The 25,144-nt window shown below is 61.8% G+C and carries 27 protein-coding genes; 15 read left to right on the top strand and 12 right to left on the bottom strand.

The genetic code is table 11. The features are described 5' to 3' along the window. The first annotated feature begins 14 nt into the window (after positions 1 to 14). Positions 15 to 1,223: a phosphopentomutase gene (locus C3418_RS03900; protein WP_039039948.1), complete on the top strand. Its 1,209-nt coding sequence runs from the start codon at positions 15 to 17 to the stop codon at positions 1,221 to 1,223. Positions 1,224 to 1,356: 133 nt separating this feature from the next. Then, a complete protein-coding gene (gene deoD / locus C3418_RS03895; RefSeq protein WP_005341325.1) occupies positions 1,357 to 2,073 on the top strand; it encodes a purine-nucleoside phosphorylase in 717 nt (238 codons plus the stop codon). A 64-nt stretch (positions 2,074 to 2,137) separates the two neighbouring features. On the opposite strand, the gene C3418_RS03890 is transcribed toward deoD, so the two are convergent. Then, positions 2,138 to 4,384 carry a PAS domain S-box protein gene (locus C3418_RS03890; RefSeq protein ID WP_103857991.1) on the bottom strand — a complete coding sequence of 749 codons (2,247 nt, stop codon included), beginning with the start codon at positions 4,382 to 4,384 and terminating at the stop codon, positions 2,138 to 2,140. Between the two features lie 66 nt (positions 4,385 to 4,450). Continuing rightward, entirely contained in the window at positions 4,451 to 5,059 is a 609-nt protein-coding gene (locus tag C3418_RS03885; RefSeq protein ID WP_010673032.1) for an AhpA/YtjB family protein, read from the bottom strand. A 193-nt stretch (positions 5,060 to 5,252) separates the two neighbouring features. On the opposite strand from C3418_RS03885, the gene serB reads away from it, so the two are divergent. Then, positions 5,253 to 6,257 carry a phosphoserine phosphatase SerB gene (gene serB, locus C3418_RS03880; RefSeq protein WP_103857990.1) on the top strand — a complete coding sequence of 335 codons (1,005 nt, stop codon included), beginning with the start codon at positions 5,253 to 5,255 and terminating at the stop codon, positions 6,255 to 6,257. Between the two features lie 28 nt (positions 6,258 to 6,285). After that, a complete protein-coding gene (locus C3418_RS03875; protein ID WP_103857989.1) occupies positions 6,286 to 7,191 on the top strand; it encodes an alpha/beta fold hydrolase in 906 nt (301 codons plus the stop codon). 56 nt (positions 7,192 to 7,247) lie between these two features. On the opposite strand, the gene C3418_RS03870 is transcribed toward C3418_RS03875, so the two are convergent. Continuing rightward, entirely contained in the window at positions 7,248 to 9,623 is a 2,376-nt protein-coding gene (locus C3418_RS03870) for a PilZ domain-containing protein (RefSeq protein WP_103857988.1), read from the bottom strand. Between the two features lie 100 nt (positions 9,624 to 9,723). Between C3418_RS03870 and radA the strand changes: the two genes are divergently transcribed. Beyond that, complete coding sequence (gene radA, locus C3418_RS03865; protein WP_010673036.1) at positions 9,724 to 11,088, top strand: DNA repair protein RadA; 1,365 nt, start codon at positions 9,724 to 9,726, stop codon at positions 11,086 to 11,088. A 53-nt stretch (positions 11,089 to 11,141) separates the two neighbouring features. Here radA and C3418_RS03860 read toward each other — a convergent pair whose 3' ends face one another. Then, entirely contained in the window at positions 11,142 to 11,528 is a 387-nt protein-coding gene (locus tag C3418_RS03860; RefSeq protein WP_029313755.1) for a PilZ domain-containing protein, read from the bottom strand. A 102-nt stretch (positions 11,529 to 11,630) separates the two neighbouring features. Then, a complete protein-coding gene (locus C3418_RS03855) occupies positions 11,631 to 12,113 on the bottom strand; it encodes an Rsd/AlgQ family anti-sigma factor (RefSeq protein ID WP_029313757.1) in 483 nt (160 codons plus the stop codon). A 338-nt stretch (positions 12,114 to 12,451) separates the two neighbouring features. Between C3418_RS03855 and hupA the strand changes: the two genes are divergently transcribed. Then, a complete protein-coding gene (hupA, locus tag C3418_RS03850; RefSeq protein WP_005305063.1) occupies positions 12,452 to 12,724 on the top strand; it encodes a nucleoid-associated protein HU-alpha in 273 nt (90 codons plus the stop codon). A 113-nt stretch (positions 12,725 to 12,837) separates the two neighbouring features. Continuing rightward, a complete protein-coding gene (locus C3418_RS03845; protein WP_029313758.1) occupies positions 12,838 to 13,263 on the top strand; it encodes a hypothetical protein in 426 nt (141 codons plus the stop codon). Positions 13,264 to 13,345: 82 nt separating this feature from the next. Here the strand turns inward: C3418_RS03845 and C3418_RS03840 are convergent, their stop codons facing one another. Next, on the bottom strand, positions 13,346 to 13,495 hold the full coding sequence (locus C3418_RS03840; protein ID WP_103857987.1) for a hypothetical protein: 150 nt from the start codon (positions 13,493 to 13,495) through the stop codon (positions 13,346 to 13,348). A 2-nt stretch (positions 13,496 to 13,497) separates the two neighbouring features. Further along, positions 13,498 to 14,484 carry a tRNA dihydrouridine(20/20a) synthase DusA gene (gene dusA / locus C3418_RS03835; RefSeq protein WP_103857986.1) on the bottom strand — a complete coding sequence of 329 codons (987 nt, stop codon included), beginning with the start codon at positions 14,482 to 14,484 and terminating at the stop codon, positions 13,498 to 13,500. A gap of 136 nt (positions 14,485 to 14,620) precedes the next feature. On the opposite strand from dusA, the gene zur reads away from it, so the two are divergent. Genes zur through C3418_RS03820 form a run of 3 tightly spaced genes read left to right on the top strand, consistent with a single transcriptional unit; the run spans position 14,621 to position 15,763 of the window. Beyond that, positions 14,621 to 15,079, top strand: coding sequence for a zinc uptake transcriptional repressor Zur (zur, locus tag C3418_RS03830; RefSeq protein WP_103857998.1), 459 nt, complete (start codon positions 14,621 to 14,623; stop codon positions 15,077 to 15,079). After that, on the top strand, positions 15,069 to 15,530 hold the full coding sequence (locus tag C3418_RS03825; protein ID WP_010673043.1) for a chemotaxis protein CheX: 462 nt from the start codon (positions 15,069 to 15,071) through the stop codon (positions 15,528 to 15,530). The genes zur and C3418_RS03825 overlap by 11 nt, the downstream gene beginning before the upstream one ends. A gap of 5 nt (positions 15,531 to 15,535) precedes the next feature. After that, positions 15,536 to 15,763: a hypothetical protein gene (locus C3418_RS03820; RefSeq protein WP_039039956.1), complete on the top strand. Its 228-nt coding sequence runs from the start codon at positions 15,536 to 15,538 to the stop codon at positions 15,761 to 15,763. A gap of 90 nt (positions 15,764 to 15,853) precedes the next feature. Here C3418_RS03820 and brnQ read toward each other — a convergent pair whose 3' ends face one another. Continuing rightward, entirely contained in the window at positions 15,854 to 17,116 is a 1,263-nt protein-coding gene (brnQ, locus tag C3418_RS03815) for a branched-chain amino acid transport system II carrier protein (protein WP_258039784.1), read from the bottom strand. 235 nt (positions 17,117 to 17,351) lie between these two features. Next, positions 17,352 to 18,062 carry a tRNA1(Val) (adenine(37)-N6)-methyltransferase gene (locus tag C3418_RS03810; protein ID WP_103857985.1) on the bottom strand — a complete coding sequence of 237 codons (711 nt, stop codon included), beginning with the start codon at positions 18,060 to 18,062 and terminating at the stop codon, positions 17,352 to 17,354. 127 nt (positions 18,063 to 18,189) lie between these two features. Here C3418_RS03810 and srmB point away from each other — a divergent pair, with 127 nt between their 5' ends. Continuing rightward, complete coding sequence (srmB, locus tag C3418_RS03805) at positions 18,190 to 19,410, top strand: ATP-dependent RNA helicase SrmB (RefSeq protein ID WP_041210934.1); 1,221 nt, start codon at positions 18,190 to 18,192, stop codon at positions 19,408 to 19,410. 187 nt (positions 19,411 to 19,597) lie between these two features. Here the strand turns inward: srmB and yaaA are convergent, their stop codons facing one another. Genes yaaA through tapT form a run of 3 tightly spaced genes read right to left on the bottom strand, consistent with a single transcriptional unit; the run spans position 19,598 to position 22,571 of the window. Then, positions 19,598 to 20,371 (bottom strand): peroxide stress protein YaaA, encoded by a 774-nt coding sequence (gene yaaA, locus C3418_RS03800; RefSeq protein WP_103857984.1) that lies wholly within the window; start codon positions 20,369 to 20,371, stop codon positions 19,598 to 19,600. Positions 20,372 to 20,403: 32 nt separating this feature from the next. Continuing rightward, complete coding sequence (locus C3418_RS03795) at positions 20,404 to 21,513, bottom strand: PilT/PilU family type 4a pilus ATPase (RefSeq protein WP_042882153.1); 1,110 nt, start codon at positions 21,511 to 21,513, stop codon at positions 20,404 to 20,406. 23 nt (positions 21,514 to 21,536) lie between these two features. Further along, positions 21,537 to 22,571, bottom strand: a complete 1,035-nt coding sequence (gene tapT / locus C3418_RS03790; RefSeq protein WP_010673050.1) for a type IVa pilus ATPase TapT — start codon at positions 22,569 to 22,571, stop codon at positions 21,537 to 21,539. A 39-nt stretch (positions 22,572 to 22,610) separates the two neighbouring features. Between tapT and C3418_RS03785 the strand changes: the two genes are divergently transcribed. The 4 genes from C3418_RS03785 (at position 22,611) to yggU (ending at position 25,134) form a co-directional block, all read left to right on the top strand. After that, positions 22,611 to 23,312 (top strand): YggS family pyridoxal phosphate-dependent enzyme, encoded by a 702-nt coding sequence (locus C3418_RS03785; protein WP_103857983.1) that lies wholly within the window; start codon positions 22,611 to 22,613, stop codon positions 23,310 to 23,312. Between the two features lie 123 nt (positions 23,313 to 23,435). Next, the gene (gene proC / locus C3418_RS03780) at positions 23,436 to 24,260 is read left to right on the top strand and encodes a pyrroline-5-carboxylate reductase (protein ID WP_010673052.1); all 825 of its coding nucleotides are present in this window, start codon (positions 23,436 to 23,438) and stop codon (positions 24,258 to 24,260) included. 23 nt (positions 24,261 to 24,283) lie between these two features. After that, the gene (locus C3418_RS03775; protein ID WP_042014922.1) at positions 24,284 to 24,835 is read left to right on the top strand and encodes a YggT family protein; all 552 of its coding nucleotides are present in this window, start codon (positions 24,284 to 24,286) and stop codon (positions 24,833 to 24,835) included. Continuing rightward, a complete protein-coding gene (gene yggU / locus C3418_RS03770; protein WP_010673054.1) occupies positions 24,835 to 25,134 on the top strand; it encodes a DUF167 family protein YggU in 300 nt (99 codons plus the stop codon). The genes C3418_RS03775 and yggU overlap by 1 nt, the downstream gene beginning before the upstream one ends. Positions 25,135 to 25,144 lie beyond the last annotated feature (10 nt).

The raw sequence follows: 25,144 nt of genomic DNA, 5'->3' as shown, positions 1-25,144 counted from the left end.
CAAGGGGAAGTCCCATGAAACGTACCTTTATTCTGATGATGGACTCTTTCGGTATTGGTGCTGCCGCCGATGCCGACAAGTTCGGCGACGTGGGTGCCAATACCCTTGGCCATATCGCCAAGGCGTGCGCCGCCGGTGAGATCGAGGGCCGTGGCGCTCTCAACCTGCCAAACCTCAGCAAGCTGGGTCTGGGCCACGCGGGCGAACTCGCCAGCGGCACCTTCCCGGCCGGACTGAACAAGGATGTCGAGGTGATCGGTGCCTACGGCTTTGCCCAGGAGCTCTCCTCCGGCAAGGACACCCCGTCCGGTCACTGGGAGATTGCCGGCGTGCCCGTCTTGTTCGAGTGGGGTTACTTCCATGACCACCACAACAGCTTCCCGCAGGAGCTGCTGGATGCCATCGTCGAGAAAGCCGGTCTGCCCGGGTATCTGGGCAACTGCCACGCCTCCGGTACCCAGGTGCTGGACGATCTGGGCGAAGAGCACATGCGCACCGGCAAGCCGATCCTCTACACCTCTGCCGACTCCGTGTTCCAGATCGCCTGCCACGAAGAGACCTATGGCCTCGAGAAGCTCTATGAGCTGTGCCACATCGTGCGCGAGCTGCTGGAGCCCTACAACATCGGCCGCGTCATCGCGCGTCCGTTCGTGGGCAGCGGCAAGGGCAACTTCAAGCGCACCGGCAACCGCCACGACTACTCCGTGCTGCCGCCGGCGCCGACCGTGCTGGACTACATGAAGGAAGCGGGTGGCCAGGTGGTCTCCATCGGCAAGATCGCCGACATCTATGCCCAGCAGGGCATCACCAAGCAGGTGAAGGGGACCGGTCTGACCGAGCTGTGGGACAGGACTCTGGAAGAGGTGAAAGCGGCCGGTGACCAGACCATCGTCTTCACCAACTTCGTGGACTTTGACTCCTCCTACGGTCACCGCCGTGATGTCAAGGGCTACGCCGATGCGCTGGAGTACTTTGACTCCCGCCTGCCGGAGCTGTTCGACCTGCTGCAGGATGGCGACGTGGTGGTGCTGACCGCCGACCACGGCTGTGACCCGACCTGGAGTGGTACCGACCACACCCGCGAATACATTCCGGTACTGTTCTACGGCAAGCCGGTCAAGGCGGGCTCCGTCGGTCGTCGCGAGACCTTCGCCGACATCGGCCAGAGCATCGCGGCCTACCACGGCCTGCCCAAGCTGCAATACGGTACCAGCTTCCTGTGATGGTGACCCCGGGCCGGTTCGCCTGCCCGGGGTGCCACAGGGCCCCGGTTTCCTGTAATGTACCGCCGCCGCGCAGGCAGCGGACAATCCATAAAGACAATAAAACTCAACCTAGTGTGAAGGAATAAAGAGAATGGCAACTCCTCATATCAATGCGAAAGATGGCGCCTTTGCTGATACCGTGCTGATGCCGGGCGATCCCCTGCGTGCCAAGTACATCGCCGAAACCTTCCTGGAGAACGTCGAGCAGGTGTGCGACGTGCGCAACATGTTCGGTTTCACCGGCACCTACAAGGGTCGTCGCATCTCCGTCATGGGCCACGGCATGGGCATCCCGTCCTGCTCCATCTACGCAAAAGAGCTGATCACCGACTACGGCGTGAAGACCCTGATCCGCGTGGGCTCCTGCGGTGCCGTGCGTGAAGACGTGAAACTGCGTGACGTGGTGATCGGCATGGGTGCCTGCACCGACTCCAAAGTGAACCGTCTGCGCTTCAAGGACCACGACTTTGCCGCCATCGCCGACTTCGACCTGGTGGCCAATGCCGTTCAGGCCGCCAAGAACAAGGGCGTGGCCGTGCGCGTGGGCAACATCTTCTCCGCCGATCTGTTCTACACCCCGGACCCCTCCATGTTCGACGTCATGGAAAAATACGGCATCCTGGGTGTCGAGATGGAAGCCGCCGGTATCTATGGCGTGGCCGCCGAGTACGGTGCCAAGGCGCTGACCATCTGCACCGTCTCCGACCATATCCGTACTGGTGAGCAGACCACCTCCGAAGAGCGTCAGTTGACCTTCAACGACATGATCGAAATCGCGCTGGACTCCGTCCTGCTGGGTGACAACTGATCCCCCTCGCGCATAAAAAAACGGCGGCCCTCGGGCCGCCGTTTTGCATTTTTGCGAAGCACGGTCAGAGATCGAGGGCGAAGCGCCCCTTGCCCGCCTGTTTGGCCTGGTACATGGCGGCATCGGCCCGGTGCAGCAGATCATCGATGTGACAATACTGGCCCGAATGACAGAGGGCACCCCCTATGCTGCCGGCAAGGGGCAGCCGGTGACCGGCCACGTCCCCGGGAACCGCCATGGCCGCCAGCAGTCGTTCGCACAGGGCAGGCAGCTCCTGCGCGGGTTGGCGCAGGGCAGGCAGTATGATGGTGAACTCGTCGCCGGCCAGGCGCGCCACCATGTCCCCCGGGCGCACCTCGGCACTCAGCACCTGGGCGAAGCGTTGCAACAGGGCATCGCCGACGTGGTGTCCCAGCCTGTCGTTGATCCCCTTGAAGCCGTCGAGATCGAGGAACAGCAGGCCCAGGGGTTCGGCATTCTGGCGCACCCGCTCCAGCTCCCGGGAGAGGCGCAGGGTGAAGGCGCGCCGGTTGGGCAGGCCGGTGAGGGGGTCGTGAGCCGCCTCGTGTTCCAGCTGGCTTTGCAGCGCCTTGAACTCGGTGATGTCGCTGCCGAGGATGTAGACCCCGGGTTCGTCGCCCCGGCTCGGGATCATGGTGATCCTGAGGTCGCGTCGGCCTATGGGGAGATCGAAACGGTGCTCGAAACTCACCTGCTCACCGGCGAGGGCCTTTGCCACATAGGCCATGGCCCTGCCGTGGGCCTCCTCGCCGATGACGTCCCGCACGCTCATTTCCCGCATCTGTTCGGTATCGAGCCCGAAGTAGCGGCAATAGGCCTGGTTGGCGAACAGGTAACGCCCCTCGGGCGACACCATGCTGATGGTGACCGGCAGGCCATCGGTGATGGCCCGCAGTCGGGCACGGCCACGCTCGATCTCCGCGAGCACCTGGCGGCGGGCCGTGATGTCGTGCAAAAACAGGGCGATGCGCACCTTGCCGTCGAACTGGTAACGCTCGGCAATCACCTCGACCGGGATGTGCCGGCCTGTGCGGGTGATGATGTCGCACTCCAGCCGCCGTGGCGGACTCTGCGGGTTGCCTGACAGGCTCAGCAGGGGATGCTCGGCGCCGAGCAGCCCGAAGAGGGGACGGCCCAGCATCTCGTCGGCGTGCCAGCCGAGCAGGGTGGTGGAGGCCGGGTTCCAGCCTGTGATGATGAAATCGGCATCGAGCTCGAGGAAGGCATTGCTGGTGTGCTCCAGCATGTGCTGCAAGCGGCGCTGCTCCTGCCACAGCTGCTGCTGCATGGCGCCGCGCTCGCGCATCTCCTGATGCAGCTGTTCCACCGTGCGGGAAAGCTCCCGGGTCCGTGACTGCACCTGCTGCTCGAGCCCTTGCTGCAGCCGCACGAGTTCGGCCTCGGCCTGTTTGCGCTCGGTGAGGTCGGCAAACACGGCGATCATGTGGGGGGCCATGGTGCGGCTCTGGCAGAGGGTCACGCTGAGCTGGACCCAGCACTGGGTGCCATCGGCCCGGATCATCCGCTTCTCCAGCCGGTAATCCTGCCGTTGCCCCGCGATCAGGGCATCGAACAGGGGCTGCTCCCGTTGCAGATCTTCGGGATGGGTCATGGCGAGCCAGGTCCGGCTCAGCATCTCGTGCTCGCTGTAACCGAGCAGCCGCTCCAGCCCCGGGTTGGCTCTCAGCCATTTCCCCTCGAGGGAGGAGAGGGCCATGCCCACCGACGACTGGTTGAAGGTGAGGGTGAAGAGATGCTCCTTGTCTTCCAGCACCTGGTTGAGGGTGCGCACCTGGTGGCGTCGCTCCAGATCGTGCAGGGTGTTCTCCACCAGGCGGCCGAAGTCGTCGAGATCCCGGCAGGCATCTTCGTCGAGATGACGCGGCACATGGTCCACCAGGCAGAGGGTGCCGAGCACCACGCCATCGAGGGCGCGCAGGGGTCGGCCGGCGTAGAAGACCACGCCGGGATCATCGGTCACCAGCGGATTGTCGGCAAAGCGGAGATCCCGTCTGGCATCCGGCACCTGCATGATGTCGGGGCGCAAAATGGCATGACCGCAGAAGGAGTGTTCCCGGTTGATCTCGCACATATCGACCCCGGTGCGGGCGAGAAACCACTGCCTGTTCACGTCGGTCAGGGAGACCATGGCGATGGGGAGTGCGAAATGCCGGGTGATGAGCCGGGTGAGGCGATCAAGCTGATCGATGGGCTCGTGGTCGAGCAGGCCGAGGATGCGCAGTCGTTCCAGTCGACTGTGTTCATCCCGAGGCAAGGGGGGGGCAATCATGTGGCTCTCCTGCCAGTGATCTTGCCAGTGTTATATACAAGCCGGAGGATGGGATCCACCCCCTGCTTATTGCGGAGCGGCGGGTTTGCTCTGTTTCTTGTGCTTGCGCACCCGCATGTAGTTGCGACGGACCCCGTAGGAGATGAGCAGGCCGGCCAGCAGCATCACCAGCAGCATCAGGCGCTGTTTCTCCTGGTTGACCTTGAGATGGGTATCCTGTGCGGCCAGCAGTTTCTGCTCTTCCAGGGTGATCCTCAGATAGCCCAGGGTCAGGTTTCCGTCCTGGATCTCCTGGACGAACTGGATGCGCCCCTTGCCCTGCTCCGGCAGGGATTTGTTGTCGCTGCCGATGGGCAGCAGGCTGTCCAGCGGCAGGGCGTTGTCCGACTGGGCGAGGGGAATACCGCGGGCGTCATAGAGGGTGACATCCAGAATGTCGGGCTCGGCGGCCAGATCCTGCGCCAGTCTCTCCAGCTCGCTCTCCTTGTCCTCCTTGATCCAGCGGCGCATGTCCCGGGCGGCATAGGCGACCAGCGCCTGTGCTCTGTCCCGTGCCGCCGCGTGCAGGGCGGCCTGGCTCTCTCCCTGCATGTGGATGAGCAGCACCAGCACCCAGAGACCGAGCAGGACTCCCGCCGCCAGGCTGACAACACGTTTGATGGGAAGATGACGCACAGAACCGGGCCTCTGGTAATGGATGAGCGGGGCTGGCTGGTGCCCCGGTGCCGCGAAGCGGGAAACAGGGTGGTCTGTTTCCATGTCTGCCCGCACCGCAGGCGGGATCTTGGCGCTTGCCTGTACAAAAAGCAATACGCTACTCTGGGCCCGCATGATGAACCCCATGATTTCCAAGGAAGGCGTCTCTCTTATGTTGTTGTCCCAACTTCCCCGCTCCCTGCACGACTGGTCCGGGGCCCTGAGCTGTGCCCCCTGCTGGCAGCTCACCAACGAAGCCCTGCTGCCCGCGGCCAACGCCCATGACAGCGCCTGGATTGTCCTGTTTGGCAAGGGGCTGGAGGCCGGTCATCTGGCCCGCCTGGCCCAGCAGCTGGATGCCCAGGGGCTCGAGGCCAGCCTCTATCCCGCAGGGGAGCAGGCCGGTATTCCACTGCTGCTGCTTGGCACCAACCGCTTCTCCCCCGAGCTGGTGCAGGCGCTCAAAGCCCAGGAGTGGGACATCGACCTGTGTCATCTGGCCGCCGTGCCTACCCTGAGTGAGCCCGGTCTGCTGGTGATGGACATGGATTCCACCGCGATCAGGATAGAGTGCATCGACGAAATCGCGCGGCTGGCCGGGGTCGGTGAGCAGGTGGCGGCCGTTACCGCGGCAGCCATGCAGGGCAAGCTGGAGTTTGCCGACAGTCTGCGTGCCCGGGTGGCGCTGCTAGAAGGGGCGCCGGTCACCATCCTCGACGAGGTGGCGGCCGACATGCCCTGGATGCCGGGCCTGCCACTCATGGTCGATACCCTCAAGCAGGCTGGCTGGAAGGTGGCGATCGCCTCCGGTGGCTTCACCCGCTTTGCCGGCGAGTTGCAGCGTGCTCTGGGTCTGGATGCCATTTTCGCCAACGAGCTGGCGGTGGAAGGGGGCCTGCTGACCGGCAAGGTGAGCGGCCCCATCGTCGATGCCGCCGCCAAGGCCGAGGCGCTGCAACAGCTGGCCTCGGAGTACGGTGTGGTTGCATCCCAGACGGTCGCGGTCGGCGATGGTGCCAACGATCTCAAGATGATGGGGGTGGCGGGGCTTGGTATTGCCATTCATGCCAAACCCCTGGTACGTGCCCAGGCGGCGGCGACCCTCAATCACCACGATCTGGAAGGGGTGCTCTGCCTGCTCGGCGCCTTGGCTTGTCGCGACCGGCGCTGGTGCTGATCCCGCTCAAGGAGGAGCCGATCACGAGATGGAACTGTTACAGCAATCCCTGTTTGTCCCCTGCGGTGAGCATCGACTCCATGTGCGCCATATCCAGCCCGGTGTCGCGGTGCATGCCGACCCCATCCTGATGGTGCACGGGGCCATCGAGAACGGCCGCATCTTCTACACCGAATCGGGCAAGGGGCTGGCCTGCTTTCTGGCTCGCCACGGGTATCAGGTCTATGTGGCGGATCTGCGTGGTCGGGGTCTGAGCACACCGACCATCGCCGAGCGGGCCGGCCACGGTCAGCATGAGCTGATCACCGAGGATCTGCCCGCTCTGCAGCGCTGGGTATCGGCCCGCCATGCCGGTGCCCGGGTGCACTGGATGGCCCACTCCTGGGGCGGCGTCATCATGGCCTCGACCCTGGTGCGCTTCCCCGAGCTGGCGGAGCAGGTTGCCAGCCTGGTGTTCTTCGGCACCAAGCGGGGGGTCTCGGTGCAGAACCCGGAGCGCTGGTTGAAGGTGGATCTGATCTGGAACCGGCTCGCCCCCTGGTTGGCGCGCCGCCGGGGATTTCTGGCCGCCCGCCGGTTGAAGATAGGGGCCGATGATGAGCCCCTGCGCTACCTGCAGGAGACCATTCCCTGGGTCAAGTGCGGGCCCTGGCAGGATCCCTTTGACGGTTTCACCTATGACGAGGCGGCGAGCCGGGTCAACTGGCCCCCGCTCTGGATGATTTCCGCCAAGGCGGACAAGGTACTTGGCCACCCCGTCGACGTGCGCCGCTTCAGCGACGAGATGGGCTCGGCCGCCCGCCACACCCGCCTTGGGCGGGACAACGGCAACCGGCTCGATTACGACCACATCAACATGCTGACGGCGCCCCAGGCACAGGAGGATCACTTCCCCGACATCCTCGCCTGGCTGCGCAACCCCCAGGCTGCCTGATAGACAAAAAACGGGCACTTGCGTGCCCGTTTTTTGTTGTCTCCCTGCCCTGCTGGCTAGCGGGGCCCGGATGGTATGCCAAGGCGGAACAGGGTCGCCTCGGTGGTATCGGTCAGTTCACCCACGCCCACGACACTCCAGAGCTCCTCTTCCAGCTTCTTGGCCTTGTGAATGGCGAACTTGGCGATGTAGTCCAGTTCACCCGCGATGAAGCTGGTGTCCGGGCGGCCGGTGCGCGAAATACCCACCAGTACCGAATAGAACTCGCCCTGTTGCCGGGCCAGCTCGATGAAGCGGCGCTTTTGATCCGGTGAGCTGAAGCTGCTGGCCAGGTGGCTGCGAAACAGGGGGGTTCCCCCCTGGGAGTGGAGGGCGGCGATGTAGACCTCCTCCTCTTCCGGCTTGTCTTCCCGCTCGATGGCGCGCAGGGGATTGAGCAGCAGGGCCTTGAGCAGAGCCCCCTGGAACAGGGGATACAGGTTCAACTGCTGATCCTGCTCGGCACAGATGCGCAGAAGACGGGAAAGGCTGCGTGGCTGTGGCGAGAGGCCGGCCGCGGCCAGTTTCGGGGCGGCCTTGAGCTTGTTCACATAGACGGGGGTGTTGAACAGGTGGTGGGTGTAGAGGTTGCGCAGCGCCCTGGCCATGCCGCGATAGCGATTGAACTCCCGGGTGGTCTTGAGCTTGTTCTGGTTGCTTTCGATCAGCAGGCTGAAGAACTGGTGGCCGGTATGGCGCTCGGCCGTCCCCTCGATGCACAGATGCAGCACGGTTCTGCTCAGGTTGAGGCTGACCAGCCGATAGGGCAGGCGTTGCAGGTCCATGTTCCTGGCGAGCTCCTGCAAACGGGGCAGGGCCACCGTGATGATGTCTCCCTTCTCCCCGTCGAACGGCTCCTCCAGCTCGATTTGCATGCCGTGGGCCGAGATGTCTCGGGTCCAGCCGACCCAGGTTCGCTCCTTGTGATGCAAGACGATGGCCGTCTTGTGCATGTAGCGCGCCTCCTTGCGCAGTTGCACATAGTGCAGCGTCTCTATCTCGAAGGGGGCGGCATGGATGTCATGGCCAAAGCGCTGCAAGGCGTTGGCGTTGAGCGGATCCTGACCCGTCTCTCGCTGGAACTCGTCGCGCTGGTTGTCCAGGTTTATCTCCTGCAGCATGCCCACGTATCCGAGCTGGGCCAGGCGCTCGCGCAGCAGCCTGTCCTGCAACGGGCTCGCCCCGCCCTGGGGGTTGTCGAGGTCGGCCTCCCGCAGGGTGCAGGCTTCCATGCTGAACTTGTATACCCGCCAGCTGGGGCGGCGGGCGCCGATCTGGAAGAAGAGCGCGGTCAGTCCGCTCTGTTCCAGCTCCTCCCGGGTCGCGGAGAAGAAGTAGAGGTGGCTGCGTACCGCATGGGTAAAGCTGTAGATCAGCGTCTCGCGCAGCCCCTCTTTGCCTGGAAGCAACGAGGGCATGCGGGCCGCAGTGAAGAGGCTGGCGAGCATGTCGCGGTTCTTGGCGTCGCGCCAGTATTCGAGAATGTGCTGGTTGTTCTCGGTGCGCAGGGCGATCTCGAGGGCGGGGATGCTGCCCTTGCCGAAATAGAGGGGCATGCCGGTCATGCGCGGCAGATAGAACTGCTCATACCCCTTGATGACGGCGGCGGAGAGCAGGTAGTCGACGCTGACGCGATAGCGGCTGCGGTTGCGCTCGATGAAGTCGCGCAGGAACTCGTCGAACACCGGATGCTCGCCGTTCTTGAGCAGCCTGAGCCAGAATTTGTCCTCTTTTCTCTCCTCCCCCAGGATCTGGTAGCTGACCGGGTCACGCAGCAGGGGATGGGGATGATCGCGTTCCAGTCCGGTGAAGAAGACGGCTATCAGGTCGCCTGTCTGGTAGTCGGGCAGATAGGGCACGGATACCCGGATGCCGCCGAGGGAGATGTCGGAGCTCTTGGCGAGGATCTTCTCGCCGTTGGCGAGCTGGAGCACCATGGGAGAGCTGAAGTGCATGCGCTCTTCCTGTCGCCCGTAATGGCTGGCGAAGGGGATGGCGCTGACATCGAACGGACGAAACGGGCTGATGGGCAGTGCCAGATTGTCGCTGCGCCCCTGGTTGAGTTTGTACCAGGCTTGCAGCGCCTCGTAGACCCCCAGGGTGTAGCTGTCCCGGTAGAGGTAGCACTGGGATTGAAACAGCTCGATGGCCTCGGCGGGCATGAAGTGGGTCACCCCGTCGAACTCATGCACCTGACAGAGGGCGCCCAGCTCGTTGCGCATGTCGATGACGCGCCGGCAGGGGGTGCACTTGCGTTTGAGTTCCATCTTCAGCAGGAACCGGCTGTTGGTATTTTCGTTCTGGGTCAGACGGTTGAAGATTTCGTCGAAGTCCTTTTCCCGGAGCAGGGGGACAAGTTGTTCTATCAGATGTAGTGGTTGTTCTGAATCCATGTATTCCTGCCGCGGAAAGTCACTTTTCCGATTCTGGGTTTGATCTGCCGGTCGCAAACAAGTATATCAAGCAGGAATTCATCCTGTCCCCGAGTTATCCATGGCCAAAAACAAAACCGCCTATGTTTGTTCCGAATGTGGAGCCGACTTCACCCGCTGGCAAGGCCAGTGCAGCGAGTGCAAGGAGTGGAACACCATCACCGAGGTGCGACTGGGGGTGACGACACCCGGCAAGAGTGCTCGCTATACCGGTTATGCGGGCGCCGTCGGCAGCCAGGTGCAGACCCTGGCGGAGATCGCCACCACGGAGATCCCCCGTTTCAGCTCGGGCTTCAAAGAGCTGGACCGCGTACTCGGTGGCGGCGTGGTCCCCGGTTCGGCCATTCTCATCGGTGGCAACCCCGGGGCCGGCAAGTCGACCCTGTTGCTGCAGACCATGTGCGGCCTGGCGCAGCGCATGAAGACCCTTTATGTGACCGGTGAGGAATCACTGCAACAGGTGGCGATGCGGGCCGGTCGGCTGGGTCTGCCCACGGACAAGCTGCGCATGTTGTCCGAGACCAGTGTCGAGCAGATCTGCCTCATCGCCCAGCAGGAGCAACCTCAGATCATGGTCATCGACTCCATCCAGGTGATGCACGTGGCGGATGTGCAGTCCGCGCCGGGTTCCGTCTCCCAGGTGCGGGAGTCGGCGGCGCTGTTGACACGCTATGCCAAGCAGAATCATGTGGCCATCTTCATGGTGGGCCACGTCACCAAGGACGGCACCCTGGCTGGCCCCAAGGTGCTGGAGCACTGCATCGACTGCTCCGTGCTGCTGGATGGCGGGCACGACTCGCGTTTTCGCACCCTGCGCTCCCACAAGAACCGCTTCGGTGCGGTCAACGAACTGGGGGTCTTCGCCATGACCGGGCAGGGAATGAAGGAGGTGAGCAACCCTTCCGCGATTTTCCTCAGCCGCGGGGAGGAGCAGGCGCCGGGCTCCATCGTCATGGTGATCTGGGAAGGCACGCGCCCCCTGCTGGTGGAGTTGCAGGCGCTGGTGGATTACTCCCAGCTCTCCAATCCGCGCCGTGTGGCGGTGGGGATGGACCACAACCGTCTCGCCATGCTGCTGGCGGTGCTGCATCGTCACGGCGGGTTGCAGATGGCGGATCAGGATGTGTTCATCAACGTGGTGGGTGGCGTCAAAGTCGAGGAGACCAGCGCGGATCTGGCGCTGCTGCTGGCCATGGTGTCGAGCTTCCGGGATCAGGCCCTGCCCAAGGATCTGGTGGTCTTTGGTGAGGTGGGGCTCTCCGGCGAGATACGGCCCGTGCCCTCGGGTCAGGAGCGACTGCAGGAGGCGGCCAAGCACGGTTTCCGCCGAGCCATCGTCCCGCATGCCAATGCGCCCAAACATCCCATCGAGGGGATGGAGGTGGTGCCGGTGAAGAAACTCTCCGATGCCCTCGAGGCCCTGTAACCAACCATGAAAAAGGAGCGTATGAACGCTCCTTTGTTTTTCTGCCCGCCCGCTCAGGATTCGGGGGGGACGTGGTCTCGGTGCTCTTGCAGCAACTGCTCCAGCTCGCGATGGAGCAGTTGCTCCTCTCCGATGTTCAGCTCGATCATCCGCTTGAGGTGAGTGGCGCTGTCGATGTCGATGTGGTGGCAGTAAAACCCCAGCTTCTTGCTGGCTTCGTGGGTCAGCTCGACCTGCATCTTGATCTCGATGTCGCTGCCCCCGAGCACGAAGCAGATTTCGTACTCCTTGTCCTCGCTGGCGACCCAATCCTCGGGTCTGAGCAGCAGGGCTCCCTGCAGGGAGACATCGACCAGCTGGGTGCGCCACTGGTGTTCACCCTGGGTGAGCTTGGCGGCGGTCAAATAGAAAATCCGAGTAAAGTGGCGGCGCTCGGCCATGGTCGTCTCCGGTCTGCGTGCGAGCAAGATGCTCATTCTTCATGTTGCAGAGTGTAATCCAGCTGGCACGCCAGGATATTGAACTGGCTCCGATATTGAATATCAGACCTGCTGATGGCTGAGGGATTCCACCACCTGCAGCGCCTTGACCAGCCGATCCTCCTGTTTGAACCTGTCTTCCAGCACGGGGCCGAGCTGGTTCAGATCCTCGTCCAGTTGCAGCAACTGGGCTTCGTCGGCGTTGCTGTACTTGTCGTTGAACTCCAGCGCGAATTCGGTACAGGCACGGATATGGGGGTAGATGCGCTTGGCCAGCTCCAGTTTGTCGCCGCTGGCTTGCTCAAAGGCGGTGACGACGTGGTTGTAGATCTCGAAATGGCCTGCGCTGACGTAGTCGACCAGTTGTTCGCAAAAACGTTGCAGTTCTACATGGCCTGGGAGGGTGCGTTGCTTGCACTTGGCGGGCATAAGGCCTGCCAGTCGCATGTACTCGACCAGCAACGCCTGTCTGGCATCCAGCCAGTCATCTATTGCTCTGTGCTTGCCTGCCAGTGCGCGCTTGGTTTTTTCCAGTTCAGTTAACATAGTCCCTCCATGGGCATGGCATGCGGCACTCGGGTCGCACGCCTCCGGTCATTCTCATCGACTGACGACACTCCTATAACTAGGGAAAATCCTGTTGACCGTCAATAGGAGTGTAGGGATATTGTTACATCAGGCGGGGATTTGCATGCCGCTCCCCACCGGTGCTTCGCATCCTGTCGCCCATCCAGGGGACAAGGGGGCGATATATGTGACTATTTCCGCAGATCTTGATGAAAACCCCAGCATTCAAGCCAATCCGGCTGATAAAGCCTTTGCCTGAGTGTTTTTTTTTGAATAGAGTGGCCCGGTGCTAAATGCCCGATCATAAAGGAAATGTTATGAACAAAGCTCAACTTGTCGATGCAATTGCCGCCAAAGCAGACCTGAGCAAAGCTCAGGCCAAAGTCGCTCTGGAAGAGATCATCAATGGTATTACCCAGAGCCTGAAAGAGGGCGATGCCGTTCAGTTGGTGGGTTTTGGTACCTTCAAGGTCAACCATCGCGCGGGCCGTACCGGTCGCAACCCGCAAACCGGTAAAGAGATCCAGATTGCAGCTGCCAATGTGCCGTCCTTCGTGGCTGGCAAGGCGCTGAAAGACGCCGTCAAATAAGGTCGTCTTGTAATCAAATGAAACCCGGCTTGTGCCGGGTTTTTTCTTGCCATCTTCGTCAAAATTTGTTTCAGATACACTCAGGATATGGCATGCGCTGTAGCGAGGTGGATATGGAACAGAAAAATGCCATTCGGCAGGTAGCCGTCCCCTGGGCTCCCTCTCGTCAACTCCCTCCCGGCCTGGTCGTGGCCGAACTGCATCAGGATATCTGGAGCGACACCCTGACCGTCATGCTGGGGCGTGCTCGCAGCATCGATCTGCCTCCGTTGCCCCTGTGCCGGGTGAGTTTTCGCCACATCTTCGCGGTGCGGGTGATGGAGGATTGCGATCTGGCGGAGGGGCGTGACAGCCACGTCATCGAGGAGCAGATCCAGCTCATTACCCCGTCCCGTTTCGCCAGCTGGTTCCATCAGGAATCCGATGGACTGCACCTGGATGAAGATTTGCAGCACTACCGCATCTCGACCTGGGATTACTGCGCCGATGTGCTGACCTCTTCTCCCCCTGAACTCCAGTTCATGGTTCAGGAGGAGTAAGCCAGACTGTCGGGTCGCCTCCGTGGTGACAAAAAAGCCGGCGCAGGGGCGCCGGCTTTTTCTTGTTCGGGAGAGGTGGCGTTCAGCCCAGGAGTTGGTCCCGGTGCAGCCCCAGCAAGATCAGCAGCCCGATGAAATAGAAGGCGCTGAGCTTGATGCCGAGAATGGTGAGCAGGCCGGCGCACAGACGCACCAGGGCCTTGTGCAGCCAGGATCCGGTGAAGCGGTACATGATCACTCCACCGCGTCGGCCGGCGCGAACTCCGGCACCTTGGCCATGGCGTCCAGCACCACTTGAATGTCGGCCCCCGGCTTGCAGGCATTCTCGCTCAGATGGCGACGCCAGGCGCGCGCGCCCTGCATGTTCTGGAACAACCCCAGCATGTGGCGGGTCATGTGGGAGAGGTAGTTTCCCTTGGCCAGCTCTTGTTCGATGTAGGGCAGCATCATCCGCACCACCTCGTGGCGGCTCGGCACGGCACGGTTCTCGCCGAACACCAGATTGTCCACCTGGGCCAGAATGTAGGGATTCTGGTAGGCTTCGCGGCCCATCATGACCCCGTCGAGGTGCTGCAGATGTTCAAGAGTCTGTTCCAGACTGGTCACCCCGCCGTTGATGGCAATGGTCAGTTCCGGATAATCCTGCTTGACCCGGTAGACGCGAGGATAATCGAGGGGCGGGATCTCGCGGTTCTCTTTCGGACTCAGGCCGCTCAACCAGGCCTTGCGGGCATGGACGATGAAGGTATCGCAACCGGCGTCCCTTACCTGCTCGATGAAGGCCTGCAAGAACTCGTAGGAGTCTTGCTCGTCGATGCCGATACGGGTCTTCACGGTGACCGGAATGTCGACCACGTCGCGCATCGCCTTGACGCAATCGGCCACCAGCGCGGGTTCGCCCATGAGGCAGGCGCCGAAGCGGCCGTTTTGTACCCGATCGGAAGGGCAGCCGACGTTGAGGTTGACCTCGTCATACCCGCGCTCCTCGGCGAGCCTGGCGCAGCGGGCCAGGTCTGCCGGGTTGCTGCCACCCAGTTGCAGGGCGAGAGGGTGTTCCTGCTCGCTGTAACCCAGATAATCCCCTTTGCCATGGATGATGGCGCCCGTGGTCACCATCTCGGTATAGAGCAGGGTCTGGCGGGTCATCAGACGGTGGAAATAACGGCAATGCCGATCGGTCCAGTCCAGCATGGGGGCGATGGAAAAGCGCTGCGCCTGCATAAAAATCATCCGGGTTGGCCAAACAAGGGGCGGGATTCTATCACAACGTGAGACAGCCCCAGAAAATGAATTTTGTCGCCGCGCACTGGGGGCCCTGTGATAGTATCCGGCTAATTGACAGGGTATCTGCGTGAACATGAATCAAGACCAACTTCTACAACGAGCGGAACGCCTCTGCGAGCAGCGCGGGATCCGTTTCACCCCGACACGGCGCCAGGTGTTCCGGCTGCTTGCCGCCCACGGCAATGCCATCAGTGCCTATGATTTGCTGGCCCAGTTGCAGCAGACCGAAGCTCATGCCAAACCGCCTACCGTCTATCGGGCGCTCGACTTCCTGCTCGAACAGGGCTTTGCCCACAAGGTGGAGTCGCTCAACGCCTTCATCTTCTGCTGCCACTTCGACCATGCCCACCCGATGCAACTGTTGATCTGCGATCGTTGCGGTGAGGTAGTGGAGCTGCACGATCCCGCCATCGACAGCGCCTTTTCCGAGCAGGCTCATCAGCATGGTTTTACTATTACCAACAAGACCATAGAAGCCCATGGTCAATGTGCCCGCTGTTCCGCTACCGTAGGAAGTCAAGATGAAGGCTGATTTTGTAAACCCGTTCCTGCTCTCCCTGCTCAACGTGCTCTCCACCATGGCACAGCTGGAACTCAAACCGGGCGCGCCCAAGCGCAAGACGGACGAGCTGGCTCGGGGAGATGTCTCCGGCCTGATTGGCATGGTGGGTCCGCAGACCCGGGGTTCCCTCTCCATCAGCTTCGAGAAGGGGCTGGCACTGGAGATCATGCGTCGCATGCTGGGGGAGGCGCCGGCCACCATCAACGAGGAAGTGACCGACATGGTGGGCGAGATCACCAACATGGTGACGGGCGGCGCCAAACGCATGCTGGGGGAGAAGGGCTATGAGTTCGACATGGCGACCCCGGTCATCGTCTCCGGTCCCAATCACACCATCACTCACCGGGCCGACGGCGCCAAGATCATGATGCCGTTCGAATCGGAGTATGGCCGTGCCACCATCGAGATCTGCTTCGAGTAATCGCCATGTGGAAGATGCTGAAATGGAGTGTCATCGGTGGGGTGGTGCTGCTTATCCTGTCGGATATCGAGATCAGCACCTCTCTCTACAAGTACGAAGACAACCGCGTGGAGATCAACTTCCCGCGCTGGCAGGCTGACCAGCCCTGGGGCACCCTGCGCTGGCATGCGGGCCGGTTTGAGCATCACTGGTACGGTCTTGCAGGCAAACCCAAGCCAGCAACCGTACTCTGACGAGCGCTCTCCACAACGGATGAACCAGATTGCACCAACAAAAAAGAGGCCAGCAAATGCTGGCCTCTTTCATTTGGTCAAGATCTGTTATCAGGCCGCTTCTGCAGCCAGCTTGCCATTGCCACGCACCATGACACCGAGGCCACAGGCCAGCAGGGTCGGCAGCAACCAGGCCAGGCCTTTGTCAAACAGCGGCAGGAAGGCGAAAGCATCCATCTTCATGCCGGCGGCGCCCAGGCCGTCCAGGCAGCCGAACAGGAAGGCGACCAGCAGCACGGAGCGGAACACCAGGCGGGGGCGACCGAAGTAACCCTTCAGGAAGGTGACCAGTACCAGCGCCACGGCAACCGGGTAGATGGCGACCAGCACCGGAATGGAGAGGCTGATGAGCTGGCTCAGGCCCACGTTGGCCACGACGCCGCAGATGACACCCAGCAGCACGACCAGCTTCTTGTAGCTCATGCCGGTCAGGTTGTGGAAGAAGTCGGAGCAGGCGGAGATGAGGCCGACGGCCGTGGTGAAGCAGGCCAGGGTAATGATGGCTGCCAGGATGAACTGACCCGGTTGGCCGAACAGACTCAGTACGTAGGCGTTGACGATGGCACCGCCGTTGCTCACGTCTGTGGCGACGCCGGCAGCGGTGTTGCCCAGCTGGAACAGGGAGACATAGACAACGGAGAGACCGATGGCGGAGATGATGCCCGCGATGGCCAGGTACTTGAACTGGCTCTGGTAGCCATGGATGCCTTTCTGGCGCAGCAGGTCGACGATCAGGGCGCCGAACATCAGGGACGCCAGGGTGTCCATGGTGTTGTAGCCTTCCAGAATGCCCTTCACGAAGGGGGTGCTCTGGTAGTCACCGGATGCGGCAGGCATGCTTCCTTGCGGTGCGACGAAGACACCGATGGCCAGGGTCAGCAGCAGCAGCATCAGTAGCGGGGTCAGGTACTTGCCGATGGCATCCATCAGCTTGCCCTGGTTGAGGGAGACCAGGATGGCCACGCCGAAGAACAGTACTGTGTAGGCAGCCAGACCGGATGGTCCCATGTCGCCAAGGAAGGGCTTGAGGCCCATCTCGTAGGCCACCAGGCCGGTACGGGGGGCGGCGAAGGCCGGGCCGATGATGATGTAGATGGCGACGGCCAGTGCGGTGGCCACGCCGGCCGGCAGCAGCTTGGTCATGCCGGCCCAGCCGTTGCCAGCCTTGGCGACGGCGATGATGGTGATGAGGGGCAGGCCCACGGCGGTGACCAGGAAGCCCAGCATGGCCAGGGAGAGGTGCTCACCCGCCATGAAGCCGGCCAGGGGCGGGAAGATGATGTTGCCTGCGCCCAGATAGAACGCAAAGGTCATGAAGCCCAATCCGAGTACATCGGACAATGTGAGTGATTTCGTCAAGTTCAACCTCGTCTGTCTTGTAAACTATTGCTTGTTATAGTTTTTTATTTGTCAGTGACCGGCACTTTCCGGGGGTAAAAAAAAGAGCCCCGCTGGTTTTTTCATCGCGACCAGTGGTTTGAACTGGTCTTGAGCGGGCGCTCATTTAGCAGTCAGCATAATGATGTGAAAAAATAGTTCAAGGCAAAATTTACATCTTCAAATAGAAGGGGCTGGCTAGTTGGATATATCTGTCGGAATAGCCTCCTGTGGCAGAATGGATCACAATTTCACCCCTCTCACACTTGTTTAATCCTCTGCCAAGCAGCAATAAAACACGATTTGCCTCTTTCCCCTCTCTGGTGGTAACAGCCAGATAACAACGCTCATACAGATCATAACTCGACGAAATGCATAAAATTTCATCCGCCATCGCCGTGGGCAGCACCAGGGCCAGTTGCCCGGTATGGTTCAGCAGGCGATCGCTGGCGGCCAGCAATCCCCTGGGGTCGAGCCCCCCGGTATGACGGGCCAGAGCCCTGGCCGGATCGCGGAGTGTCTGGCCTGCCGGGAAATAGGGCGGGTTGGAGACGATGAGATCGTAAGGGGGGGCGAGGTGATCCTGAATGGCGCTCTCTATGATGGTGACCCGCTCACGCCAGGGGGAGGCCGCCACATTCTCCTGGGCCTGCATGGCTGCATCCTTATCCAGCTCCACCCCGTCTATGTGGCAGTCGTTCGTGCTGCGCTGGGCCAGCATCAGGGCGATGAGGCCGCTGCCGGTGCCGATGTCCAGCACCCGGCGGGCGCTGTCGACCGGCGCCCAGGCTCCCAGCAGAATGCCGTCCGTACCGACCTTCATGGCGCAGCGGTCGTGATCGATGTGAAATTGCTTGAACGTGAAACCGTTGTTGCGCCCCATTCGGCCCTCCTCCTGTGCCTGCCCGCGGAAAATGGCCGGCGATTATAGCGGCTAAGCCACAGTCACCATAGGAGCCGGCGGCATAATCGCCTATAATCTGCCGCTTCCTTAATGACCGAGTATTGCCATGAGCCAGTCCTTTGATGATTTCGACCTGAATCCAGCCCTCAGTCGGGCCTTGGCCGAGATGGGATTCACCCGCCCCACCACCATCCAGCAGATGGTGCTGGAGCCAGCCCTGGACGGCCGCGATATTCTGGCCTCTGCGCCGACCGGCACCGGCAAGACCGCCGCCTTCCTGCTGCCCGCGATGCAGCACCTGCTGGACTTCCCGCGTCGCAAGCCGGGTCCGTGCCGCATGCTGATCCTGACTCCGACCCGCGAGCTCGCGCTGCAGGTGAGTGCTCACGCCAAGGCCCTGGCGGTGCACACCCATCTCAGCATCGAGACCATCATCGGTGGCGTCAGCCATGAAGAGCAGCTGCCTGCCCTGACCAAGACCACCGACATCGTGGTGGCCACCCCGGGCCGTCTGCTCGAGTACATCGAGAAAGAGGAGTTCGAGAGCCACGACATCGAGGTGCTGGTGCTGGATGAAGCGGACCGGATGCTGGACATGGGCTTCATCAAGGACGTGAACCGCATCGTGGAAGAGGCGCGCTACCGCAAGCACACCATGCTCTTCTCCGCCACCCTGGAAGGGGCCGGCCTCGAGAAGTTTGCGAGCGAGATCCTCAAAGACCCGGTTGAGCTGCACGCCGAGCCGCCCCGCAGCGAGCGCCGCCCCATCACCCAGTGGATCCACCTGGCCGATGATGCCGCCCACAAGTTGGCTCTGCTGGTGCACATCCTGAAAAACCCGGAGACCCAGAAGGCCATCATCTTCGTCAAGACCCGTGAGCGACTGGCGGAGCTTTCCGGCCAGTTGCAGGCGGCAGGCGTGCCCTGCGCCTGGATCCGTGGCGAGATGGAGCAGGCCAAGCGCATAGAGTCTATCCGCAAGTTCCACGAAGGGGAGGTGCCCTTCCTCATCGCCACCGACGTGGCCGCCCGCGGCATCGACCTGCCGAACGTCAGTCATGTCATCAACTACGACATGCCCTACGGCGCGGATGTCTATGTGCACCGCATCGGTCGTACCGGTCGTGCCGGCAACCGTGGCTGCGCCATCAGCCTGGTGGAAGCTCACGACATGGCCATGGTCGCCAAGATCGAACGCTACACCGAGGAGCGCCTCAAGCGCCGGGTGATCGATGAGCTGCGCCCCAGACACAAGGAAGCGCGGGTGCCGGTGAAGAAGAAAAAGCCGAAGGATGCCAAGAAGTCGGCAAAGAAGAAAAAGAAGTAATGCCCCCGAGCACAGTTGAAACGGCCATCCCAGGATGGCCGTTTTGCTGTCTGCTGCCTGGGGAGTGGCCTGAGAGAGGCGCAGAAAAAAGCCGACGCAAGGACGTCGGCCAACAAAAAGTGCTTACAACAGAGGATTCACAGAGTCAGACCCGAGGATCTCCGACTTGGTTCCCTTGAATGTGTAATTAATTTTCAGCGCGCTTGAACATCAGGGTATTGGCGTCGGACTCTTCCGGTACGAAGTAGTAGCCGTCGGCATTGAAACCGGTCAGCTGTTCCACCCGGGTGAGCCGATGCTTGATGATGTGGCGTGCCATCATGCCGCGGGCCTTCTTGGCGTAGAAGCTGATGATCTTGAACTGGCCGTTCTTCTCGTCCTTGAACACCGGTGTGATGATGCGCCCCTGCAGGGCTTTCGGGCGCACCGACTTGAAATACTCGTCGGAGGCGAGGTTGATCAGCACGTCGTCCCCCTGGGCCGCCAGCGCCTTGTTCAGGTGCTCCGTGATGATGTCGCCCCAGAACTGGTAGAGGTCCTTGCCGCGCGGGTTCTCAAGCCTAATCCCCATCTCCAGGCGGTAGGGCATCATGAGGTCAAGCGGCCGCAGTACGCCATAAAGGCCGGAGAGCATGCGCAGGTGGGCCTGGGCGAAGTCGAGGTCGGCCTCGCTGAAATCTTCTACGGCCAGACCGGTGTAGACGTCCCCCTTGAAGGCCAGCAGCGCCTGGCGGGCGTTGGCCGGCGTGAAGTCAGGCTGCCACTCGGCAAAGCGGGCGGCGTTGAGGCCGGCGAGCTTGTCGCTGATCTTCATCAGGCTGGCGATCTGGTCCGGGCTCAGTTGACGAGCCCGGGTGATCAGTGCTGCGGAGTGGTCCAGCAGTTCGGGTTGGGTGAAACGGGAGGTCACCAGGGGTGACTCGTAATCCAGCGTCTTGGCCGGGGAAACCACAATCAGCATAACGGTCCTTTACTAGCGGTGACGCACGCCCCTCATTCATCCAGGGTCACGTTGTCGAGAGTGCCTGCGCCCAGCTGCTCGCGACCCGACAGCTTGATGAGCAGTCGCAGGTCGTTGGCGGAGTCGGCATGGGCAAGGGCCTCACTGTAGCCAATTTGGCCGGCGCAGAACAGGGTGAACAGCGCCTGATCGAAGGTCTGCATGCCGAGCTCGCCGGATTTGGTCATCACCTCCTTGAGTCTGTGCATCTCTCCCTTGCGGATGATGTCGGTGACGAGCGGGGTGTTGAGCAGGATCTCGAAGGCGGCGACCCGGCGCTGCCCATGAGCGGAGGGGAGCAGCTGCTGGGCGACGATGGCGCGTAGGTTGAAGGAGAGATCGAACAGGAACTGGCGGTGCTTCTCCTGGGGGACCAGATGCAGGATGCGATCCAGCGCCTGGTTGGCATTGTTGGCGTGCAAGGTGGCGAGGCAGAGGTGCCCTGTCTCGGCGAACTGGATGGCGAACTCCATGGTCTCCTGAGAGCGGATTTCACCGATGAGGATGACATCCGGGGCCTGGCGCAGGGAGTTTTTGAGGGCGACATCGAAGGATGCGGTGTCGATCCCCACCTCCCGCTGGGTCACCAGACAGCGATCGTGCTGATGGACGAACTCCACCGGATCCTCCACCGTCAGGATGTGGCCGTCACCGTGCTGGTTGCGAAAGCCGATCATGGCCGCCTGGGTGGTGGACTTGCCGGCGCCAGTGGCGCCGACGAAGAGCACCAGCCCGCGTTTGGCCATGGCGACCTCCTGCAGGATGGGAGGCAGCACCAGCTCGTCAAAGGTGGGGATGCGGGTCTCGATGCGTCGCAGCACCATGCCCGGCATATCCTGTTGCCAGAAGGCGCTGACCCGAAAGCGCCCCAGCGAGCCTCGCTGGATGGCGTAGTTGGCCTCGCGGGTGTGCAGGAAGCGCTCGAAGTGGGTCTCGTCCAGGCTTTCTCTGATCAACGCCAGCGCCGTCGTCTTGTCGAGGGGAGCCGGCCCGAGCGACACCAGACGCCCGTTGACCTTGAGGGTCGGGGGGGCATCGACCGTGATGAAGAGATCCGAGCCCTTTTGTTCAACCAGTGCGGCGAGCAGAACATCCATGTTCATGGCGACTCCTTGGGTGTGCGAGCTTAAATGGTATTGGGATCGACAGCCTTGGCCTTGGCATCAAGGGAGGCGACGACCCCCCGGTTGACCAGCTGCTTGAGGCTCTGGTCCATGGTCTGCATGCCGTGGGTCATCCCGGTCTGGATGACGGAATAGAGCTGGGCCACCTTGTCTTCCCGGATGAGGTTTCGCACCGCCGGGATCCCCAGCATGATCTCGTGGGCCGCCACCCGGCCGCCACCGATACGCTTGAGCAGGGTCTGGGAGATGACCGCCCGCAGGGATTCGGAGAGCATGGATCGCACCATGTCCTTCTCCGAGCCGGGGAAGACGTCGATGATACGGTCGATGGTCTTGGCAGCCGAGGAGGTGTGCAGGGTGCCAAACACCAGGTGACCGGTTTCGGCGGCGGTCATGGCGAGGCGGATGGTTTCGAGGTCCCGCATTTCACCTACCAGGATGATATCCGGGTCTTCCCGCAGGGCCGAGCGCAGGGCGTTGCTGAAGCTCTTGGTGTCGCGGTGTACTTCCCGCTGGTTCACCAGGCAGCGCTTGTTCTCGTGCACGAATTCGATGGGGTCCTCGATGGTGAGGATGTGGTGGTGGAAGTTGTCATTGATGTAATCGACCATGGCGGCCAGGGTGGTGGATTTGCCCGAGCCGGTGGGCCCAGTCACCAGTACCAGGCCGCGAGGGTACTCCGCTATCTTGCGAAATATCTCCGGCGCCCCCAGATCGTCCAGGGTCAGAACGGTACTCGGGATGGTACGAAACACGGCGCCCGAGCCGCGCGCCTGCTGGAAGGCGTTGACCCGAAAGCGTGCCATGCCGGGTACTTCGAAGGAGAAGTCCACCTCGAAGTTCTCCTCCAGCTCCTTGCGCTGGTGGTCATTCATGATGTCGTAAATGAGAGCATGGACTTCCCGGTGATCCAGGGCGGGCAAATTGATCTTGCGAACCTCCCCATCAACCCTGATCATCGGGGGGACCCCGGCCGAGAGGTGTAGATCCGAGGCCTTATGCTTTACACTGAATGCCAATAACTCTGTGATATCCATAGATTTGTTATTCTCCCATCACAAGATTACGAACGAAATATGAGCCAGATTGCCCAGCACCTGCTTCAGGTAAAGGAACGTATTGTAGAGGCTGCCCGGCGTGTTGGCCGCAGCCCAGATCACATCCAGTTGCTTGCTGTCAGTAAAACCAAGCCGCTGGGGGACATTCAGGCTGCCTATGCCGCCGGCCAGCGGCGCTTTGGCGAATCCTACGCCCAGGAGGCCGCGCTCAAGATTGATGCCTTGCGCGAGCAGAACGCCTGTACAGACATAGAGTGGCACTTTATCGGTCCGCTGCAATCGAACAAGTCCAAGCTGGTGGCGGAGCGGTTCGATTGGGTTCAAAGTGTCGATCGCGACAAGCTCATCGAACGCCTCAACAATCAGAGACCGGGTGGGCTCGCGCCGCTAAATATCTGTCTGCAAATCAATATTAGCGGAGAGAGCAGCAAATCCGGTACGTCGGAGCAAGAGATTTTCCGCCTGGCCTCTCTGGTGGCCCAGAGCGAGCGGCTGCGGTTGCGCGGCCTGATGGCCATCCCCGAGCATACCAGCGACGAGGGGGTGCTCGCGGCCCAGATGGCGCGCATGCAGGCTCTGTTCACCGAGCTTGCGCAACAATACCCGAGCGTCGACACCCTTTCGATGGGGATGACCGAGGATCTCGAGCCTGCCATTGCCCATGGCAGCACCATGGTGCGGGTCGGGACCGCCATCTTCGGGGCCCGTGACTATTCATGAGCAAGAGCCGGGGCGAGAAACATCCCGGTCGTGCTTTTTTTCAGGTAAACAGGCGCGTGTGATGCTGTCAGCCCGCACAGGTTGGGTCGGCATCCGCTGCGATGTCAGTAACAGGAGTGTTTGATGCAGCAGAGAACCCTCGCCTTCATCGGGGCAGGCAACATGAGCCGCAGTATCATTGCCGGCCTCATCCAGGCGGGTTACCCGGCAGAGCGTATCATCGCCGCCAATCCCAGCCGTCCCAAGCTGGACGAACTGGCCAGCCAGTTCGGCATCCGTATCACCCAGGACAACGCCGAGGCGGCCCGGGAGGCCGAGGTGATCGTGCTAGCGGTCAAGCCCCAGCTGATGGCGGGCATGCTGACGGCGCTGGTGGCCGAGCTTGGCTCGCTGGATGGCAAGTTGCTCATCTCCATCGCCGCCGGCATTCGCGTCGCGCGCTTGCAGGAGATGGCGGGTGGTCACGATCGCATCATTCGCACCATGCCCAACACCCCCTCCTTGCTGGGGCTGGGGATGACCGGGCTCTATGCACCGCCCGCCATCGGGCAGGCCGATCGGGCGGTGGCCGAACAGATGATGCAATCCGTGGGCAAGACCCTCTGGGTGGAGCAGGAGGCTGGCATCAACGGCGTCATTGCGGCGGCGGGCAGTGCCCCGGCCTACTTCTTCCTGTTCATGCAGGCGATTGCCGAGGAGGCCGAGGCCATGGGCTTTACGCCGGAGCAGGCCCGCCTGCTGGTGCAGCAAACCGCACTGGGGGCGGCCGCCATGGTGGAGCAGAATCCCGAGCTGTCGCTACAGACCCTGCGCGAGCAGGTGACCAGCAAGGGCGGGACCACGGCCGAGGCCGTCAAGACATTCCAGGAGCAGGGGCTGATGCCGCTGACCGCAAGAGCCATGCAGGCGGCCGTTACCCGGGCCGGCGAAATGGAAACCCTTTTCTGAATCCCTTTTAGCAAGGAGCCCGGATGAACACGGCTTACTTTTTGATTAACACTGTCTTTGATCTCTACCTCATGGTGGTGCTGCTGCGGGTCTGGCTGCAGTGGGCGCGGGCCGACTTCTACAACCCCATGAGCCAGATGGTGGTCAAGCTGACCAACCCGCTGGTGGTGCCCCTGCGCCGCGTCATCCCGGGTTTTGGCGGGCTGGACATGGCCTCTGTGCTGCTGGCGCTGCTGATCGCCGTTGGCAAATTGGTCCTGCTCAAGAGCATGAATGTGCTGCAGGCGGACTGGCTCACTCTCTGTCTGTTTGCGACGCTCACCGTGCTGAAGAAGGCGGGTTCCATGATCTTCTGGATCCTGCTTATCCGCGCCATCCTGAGCTGGGTCAGCCAGGGTCGCAACCCCATTGAATACGTGATGCACCAGCTCACTGAACCCTTCCTGGCCCCCATTCGCCGCATCCTGCCTGCATTGGGCGGGCTGGATCTCTCCGTGCTGGTCGCCTTCATCGCGCTGCAGGCCATCAACTACCTGATGGGGGATCTGTTCGGCCAGTTGTGGTGGATGATCTGATGCCCGCCGTCCTGCTGGAAGGGGACGAGCTGGTGTTGCATCTGATGATCCAGCCCAAGGCGAGCCGGGATCAGATCATCGGATTGCACGGTGACGAGTTGAAAGTGGCCATCACGGCACCGCCGGTGGATGGTCAGGCCAACAGTCACCTGATCAAGTACCTGGCCAAGCAGTGCAAGGTGGCCAAGGGGCAGGTTCGCATCCTGCGGGGGGAGCTGGGTCGGCACAAGACGGTCGCCATCGACGCGCCAAAGCAGATCCCCGCCGAGATTGCCGCTCTGCTCGATAATCAGGGTTGATACGAGAGGG

The organism is Aeromonas sp. ASNIH8, assembly GCF_002919855.1.
Lineage (GTDB): Bacteria > Pseudomonadota > Gammaproteobacteria > Enterobacterales > Aeromonadaceae > Aeromonas > Aeromonas caviae.
Note: the sequence above shows the minus strand (reverse complement) of the source record. Positions and strands in the feature narration are given on the sequence as shown.

Bases quoted from the DNA above. Each gene is read 5' to 3' on its own strand.
- deoD (WP_005341325.1), top strand. From the start codon at position 1,357: ATGGCAACTCCTCATATCAATGCGAAAGATGGCGCCTTTGCTGATACC.
- C3418_RS03890 (WP_103857991.1), bottom strand. From the start codon at position 4,384: ATGATTGCCCCCCCCTTGCCTCGGGATGAACACAGTCGACTGGAACGA.
- dusA (WP_103857986.1), bottom strand. From the start codon at position 14,484: ATGCAGGCGCAGCGCTTTTCCATCGCCCCCATGCTGGACTGGACCGAT.
- tapT (WP_010673050.1), bottom strand. From the start codon at position 22,571: ATGGATATCACAGAGTTATTGGCATTCAGTGTAAAGCATAAGGCCTCG.
- proC (WP_010673052.1), top strand. From the start codon at position 23,436: ATGCAGCAGAGAACCCTCGCCTTCATCGGGGCAGGCAACATGAGCCGC.
- C3418_RS03870 (WP_103857988.1), bottom strand. From the start codon at position 9,623: ATGGATTCAGAACAACCACTACATCTGATAGAACAACTTGTCCCCCTG.
- srmB (WP_041210934.1), top strand. From the start codon at position 18,190: ATGAGCCAGTCCTTTGATGATTTCGACCTGAATCCAGCCCTCAGTCGG.
- yaaA (WP_103857984.1), bottom strand. From the start codon at position 20,371: ATGCTGATTGTGGTTTCCCCGGCCAAGACGCTGGATTACGAGTCACCC.
- C3418_RS03845 (WP_029313758.1), top strand. From the start codon at position 12,838: ATGGAACAGAAAAATGCCATTCGGCAGGTAGCCGTCCCCTGGGCTCCC.
- brnQ (WP_258039784.1), bottom strand. From the start codon at position 17,116: ATGACCTTTGCGTTCTATCTGGGCGCAGGCAACATCATCTTCCCGCCC.
- radA (WP_010673036.1), top strand. From the start codon at position 9,724: ATGGCCAAAAACAAAACCGCCTATGTTTGTTCCGAATGTGGAGCCGAC.
- C3418_RS03795 (WP_042882153.1), bottom strand. From the start codon at position 21,513: ATGAACATGGATGTTCTGCTCGCCGCACTGGTTGAACAAAAGGGCTCG.
- C3418_RS03875 (WP_103857989.1), top strand. From the start codon at position 6,286: ATGGAACTGTTACAGCAATCCCTGTTTGTCCCCTGCGGTGAGCATCGA.
- yggU (WP_010673054.1), top strand. From the start codon at position 24,835: ATGCCCGCCGTCCTGCTGGAAGGGGACGAGCTGGTGTTGCATCTGATG.
- serB (WP_103857990.1), top strand. From the start codon at position 5,253: ATGTTGTTGTCCCAACTTCCCCGCTCCCTGCACGACTGGTCCGGGGCC.
- C3418_RS03860 (WP_029313755.1), bottom strand. From the start codon at position 11,528: ATGGCCGAGCGCCGCCACTTTACTCGGATTTTCTATTTGACCGCCGCC.
- C3418_RS03785 (WP_103857983.1), top strand. From the start codon at position 22,611: ATGAGCCAGATTGCCCAGCACCTGCTTCAGGTAAAGGAACGTATTGTA.
- C3418_RS03775 (WP_042014922.1), top strand. From the start codon at position 24,284: ATGAACACGGCTTACTTTTTGATTAACACTGTCTTTGATCTCTACCTC.
- hupA (WP_005305063.1), top strand. From the start codon at position 12,452: ATGAACAAAGCTCAACTTGTCGATGCAATTGCCGCCAAAGCAGACCTG.
- C3418_RS03840 (WP_103857987.1), bottom strand. From the start codon at position 13,495: ATGTACCGCTTCACCGGATCCTGGCTGCACAAGGCCCTGGTGCGTCTG.
- C3418_RS03820 (WP_039039956.1), top strand. From the start codon at position 15,536: ATGTGGAAGATGCTGAAATGGAGTGTCATCGGTGGGGTGGTGCTGCTT.
- C3418_RS03810 (WP_103857985.1), bottom strand. From the start codon at position 18,062: ATGGGGCGCAACAACGGTTTCACGTTCAAGCAATTTCACATCGATCAC.
- C3418_RS03900 (WP_039039948.1), top strand. From the start codon at position 15: ATGAAACGTACCTTTATTCTGATGATGGACTCTTTCGGTATTGGTGCT.
- C3418_RS03825 (WP_010673043.1), top strand. From the start codon at position 15,069: ATGAAGGCTGATTTTGTAAACCCGTTCCTGCTCTCCCTGCTCAACGTG.
- C3418_RS03855 (WP_029313757.1), bottom strand. From the start codon at position 12,113: ATGTTAACTGAACTGGAAAAAACCAAGCGCGCACTGGCAGGCAAGCAC.
- zur (WP_103857998.1), top strand. From the start codon at position 14,621: ATGAATCAAGACCAACTTCTACAACGAGCGGAACGCCTCTGCGAGCAG.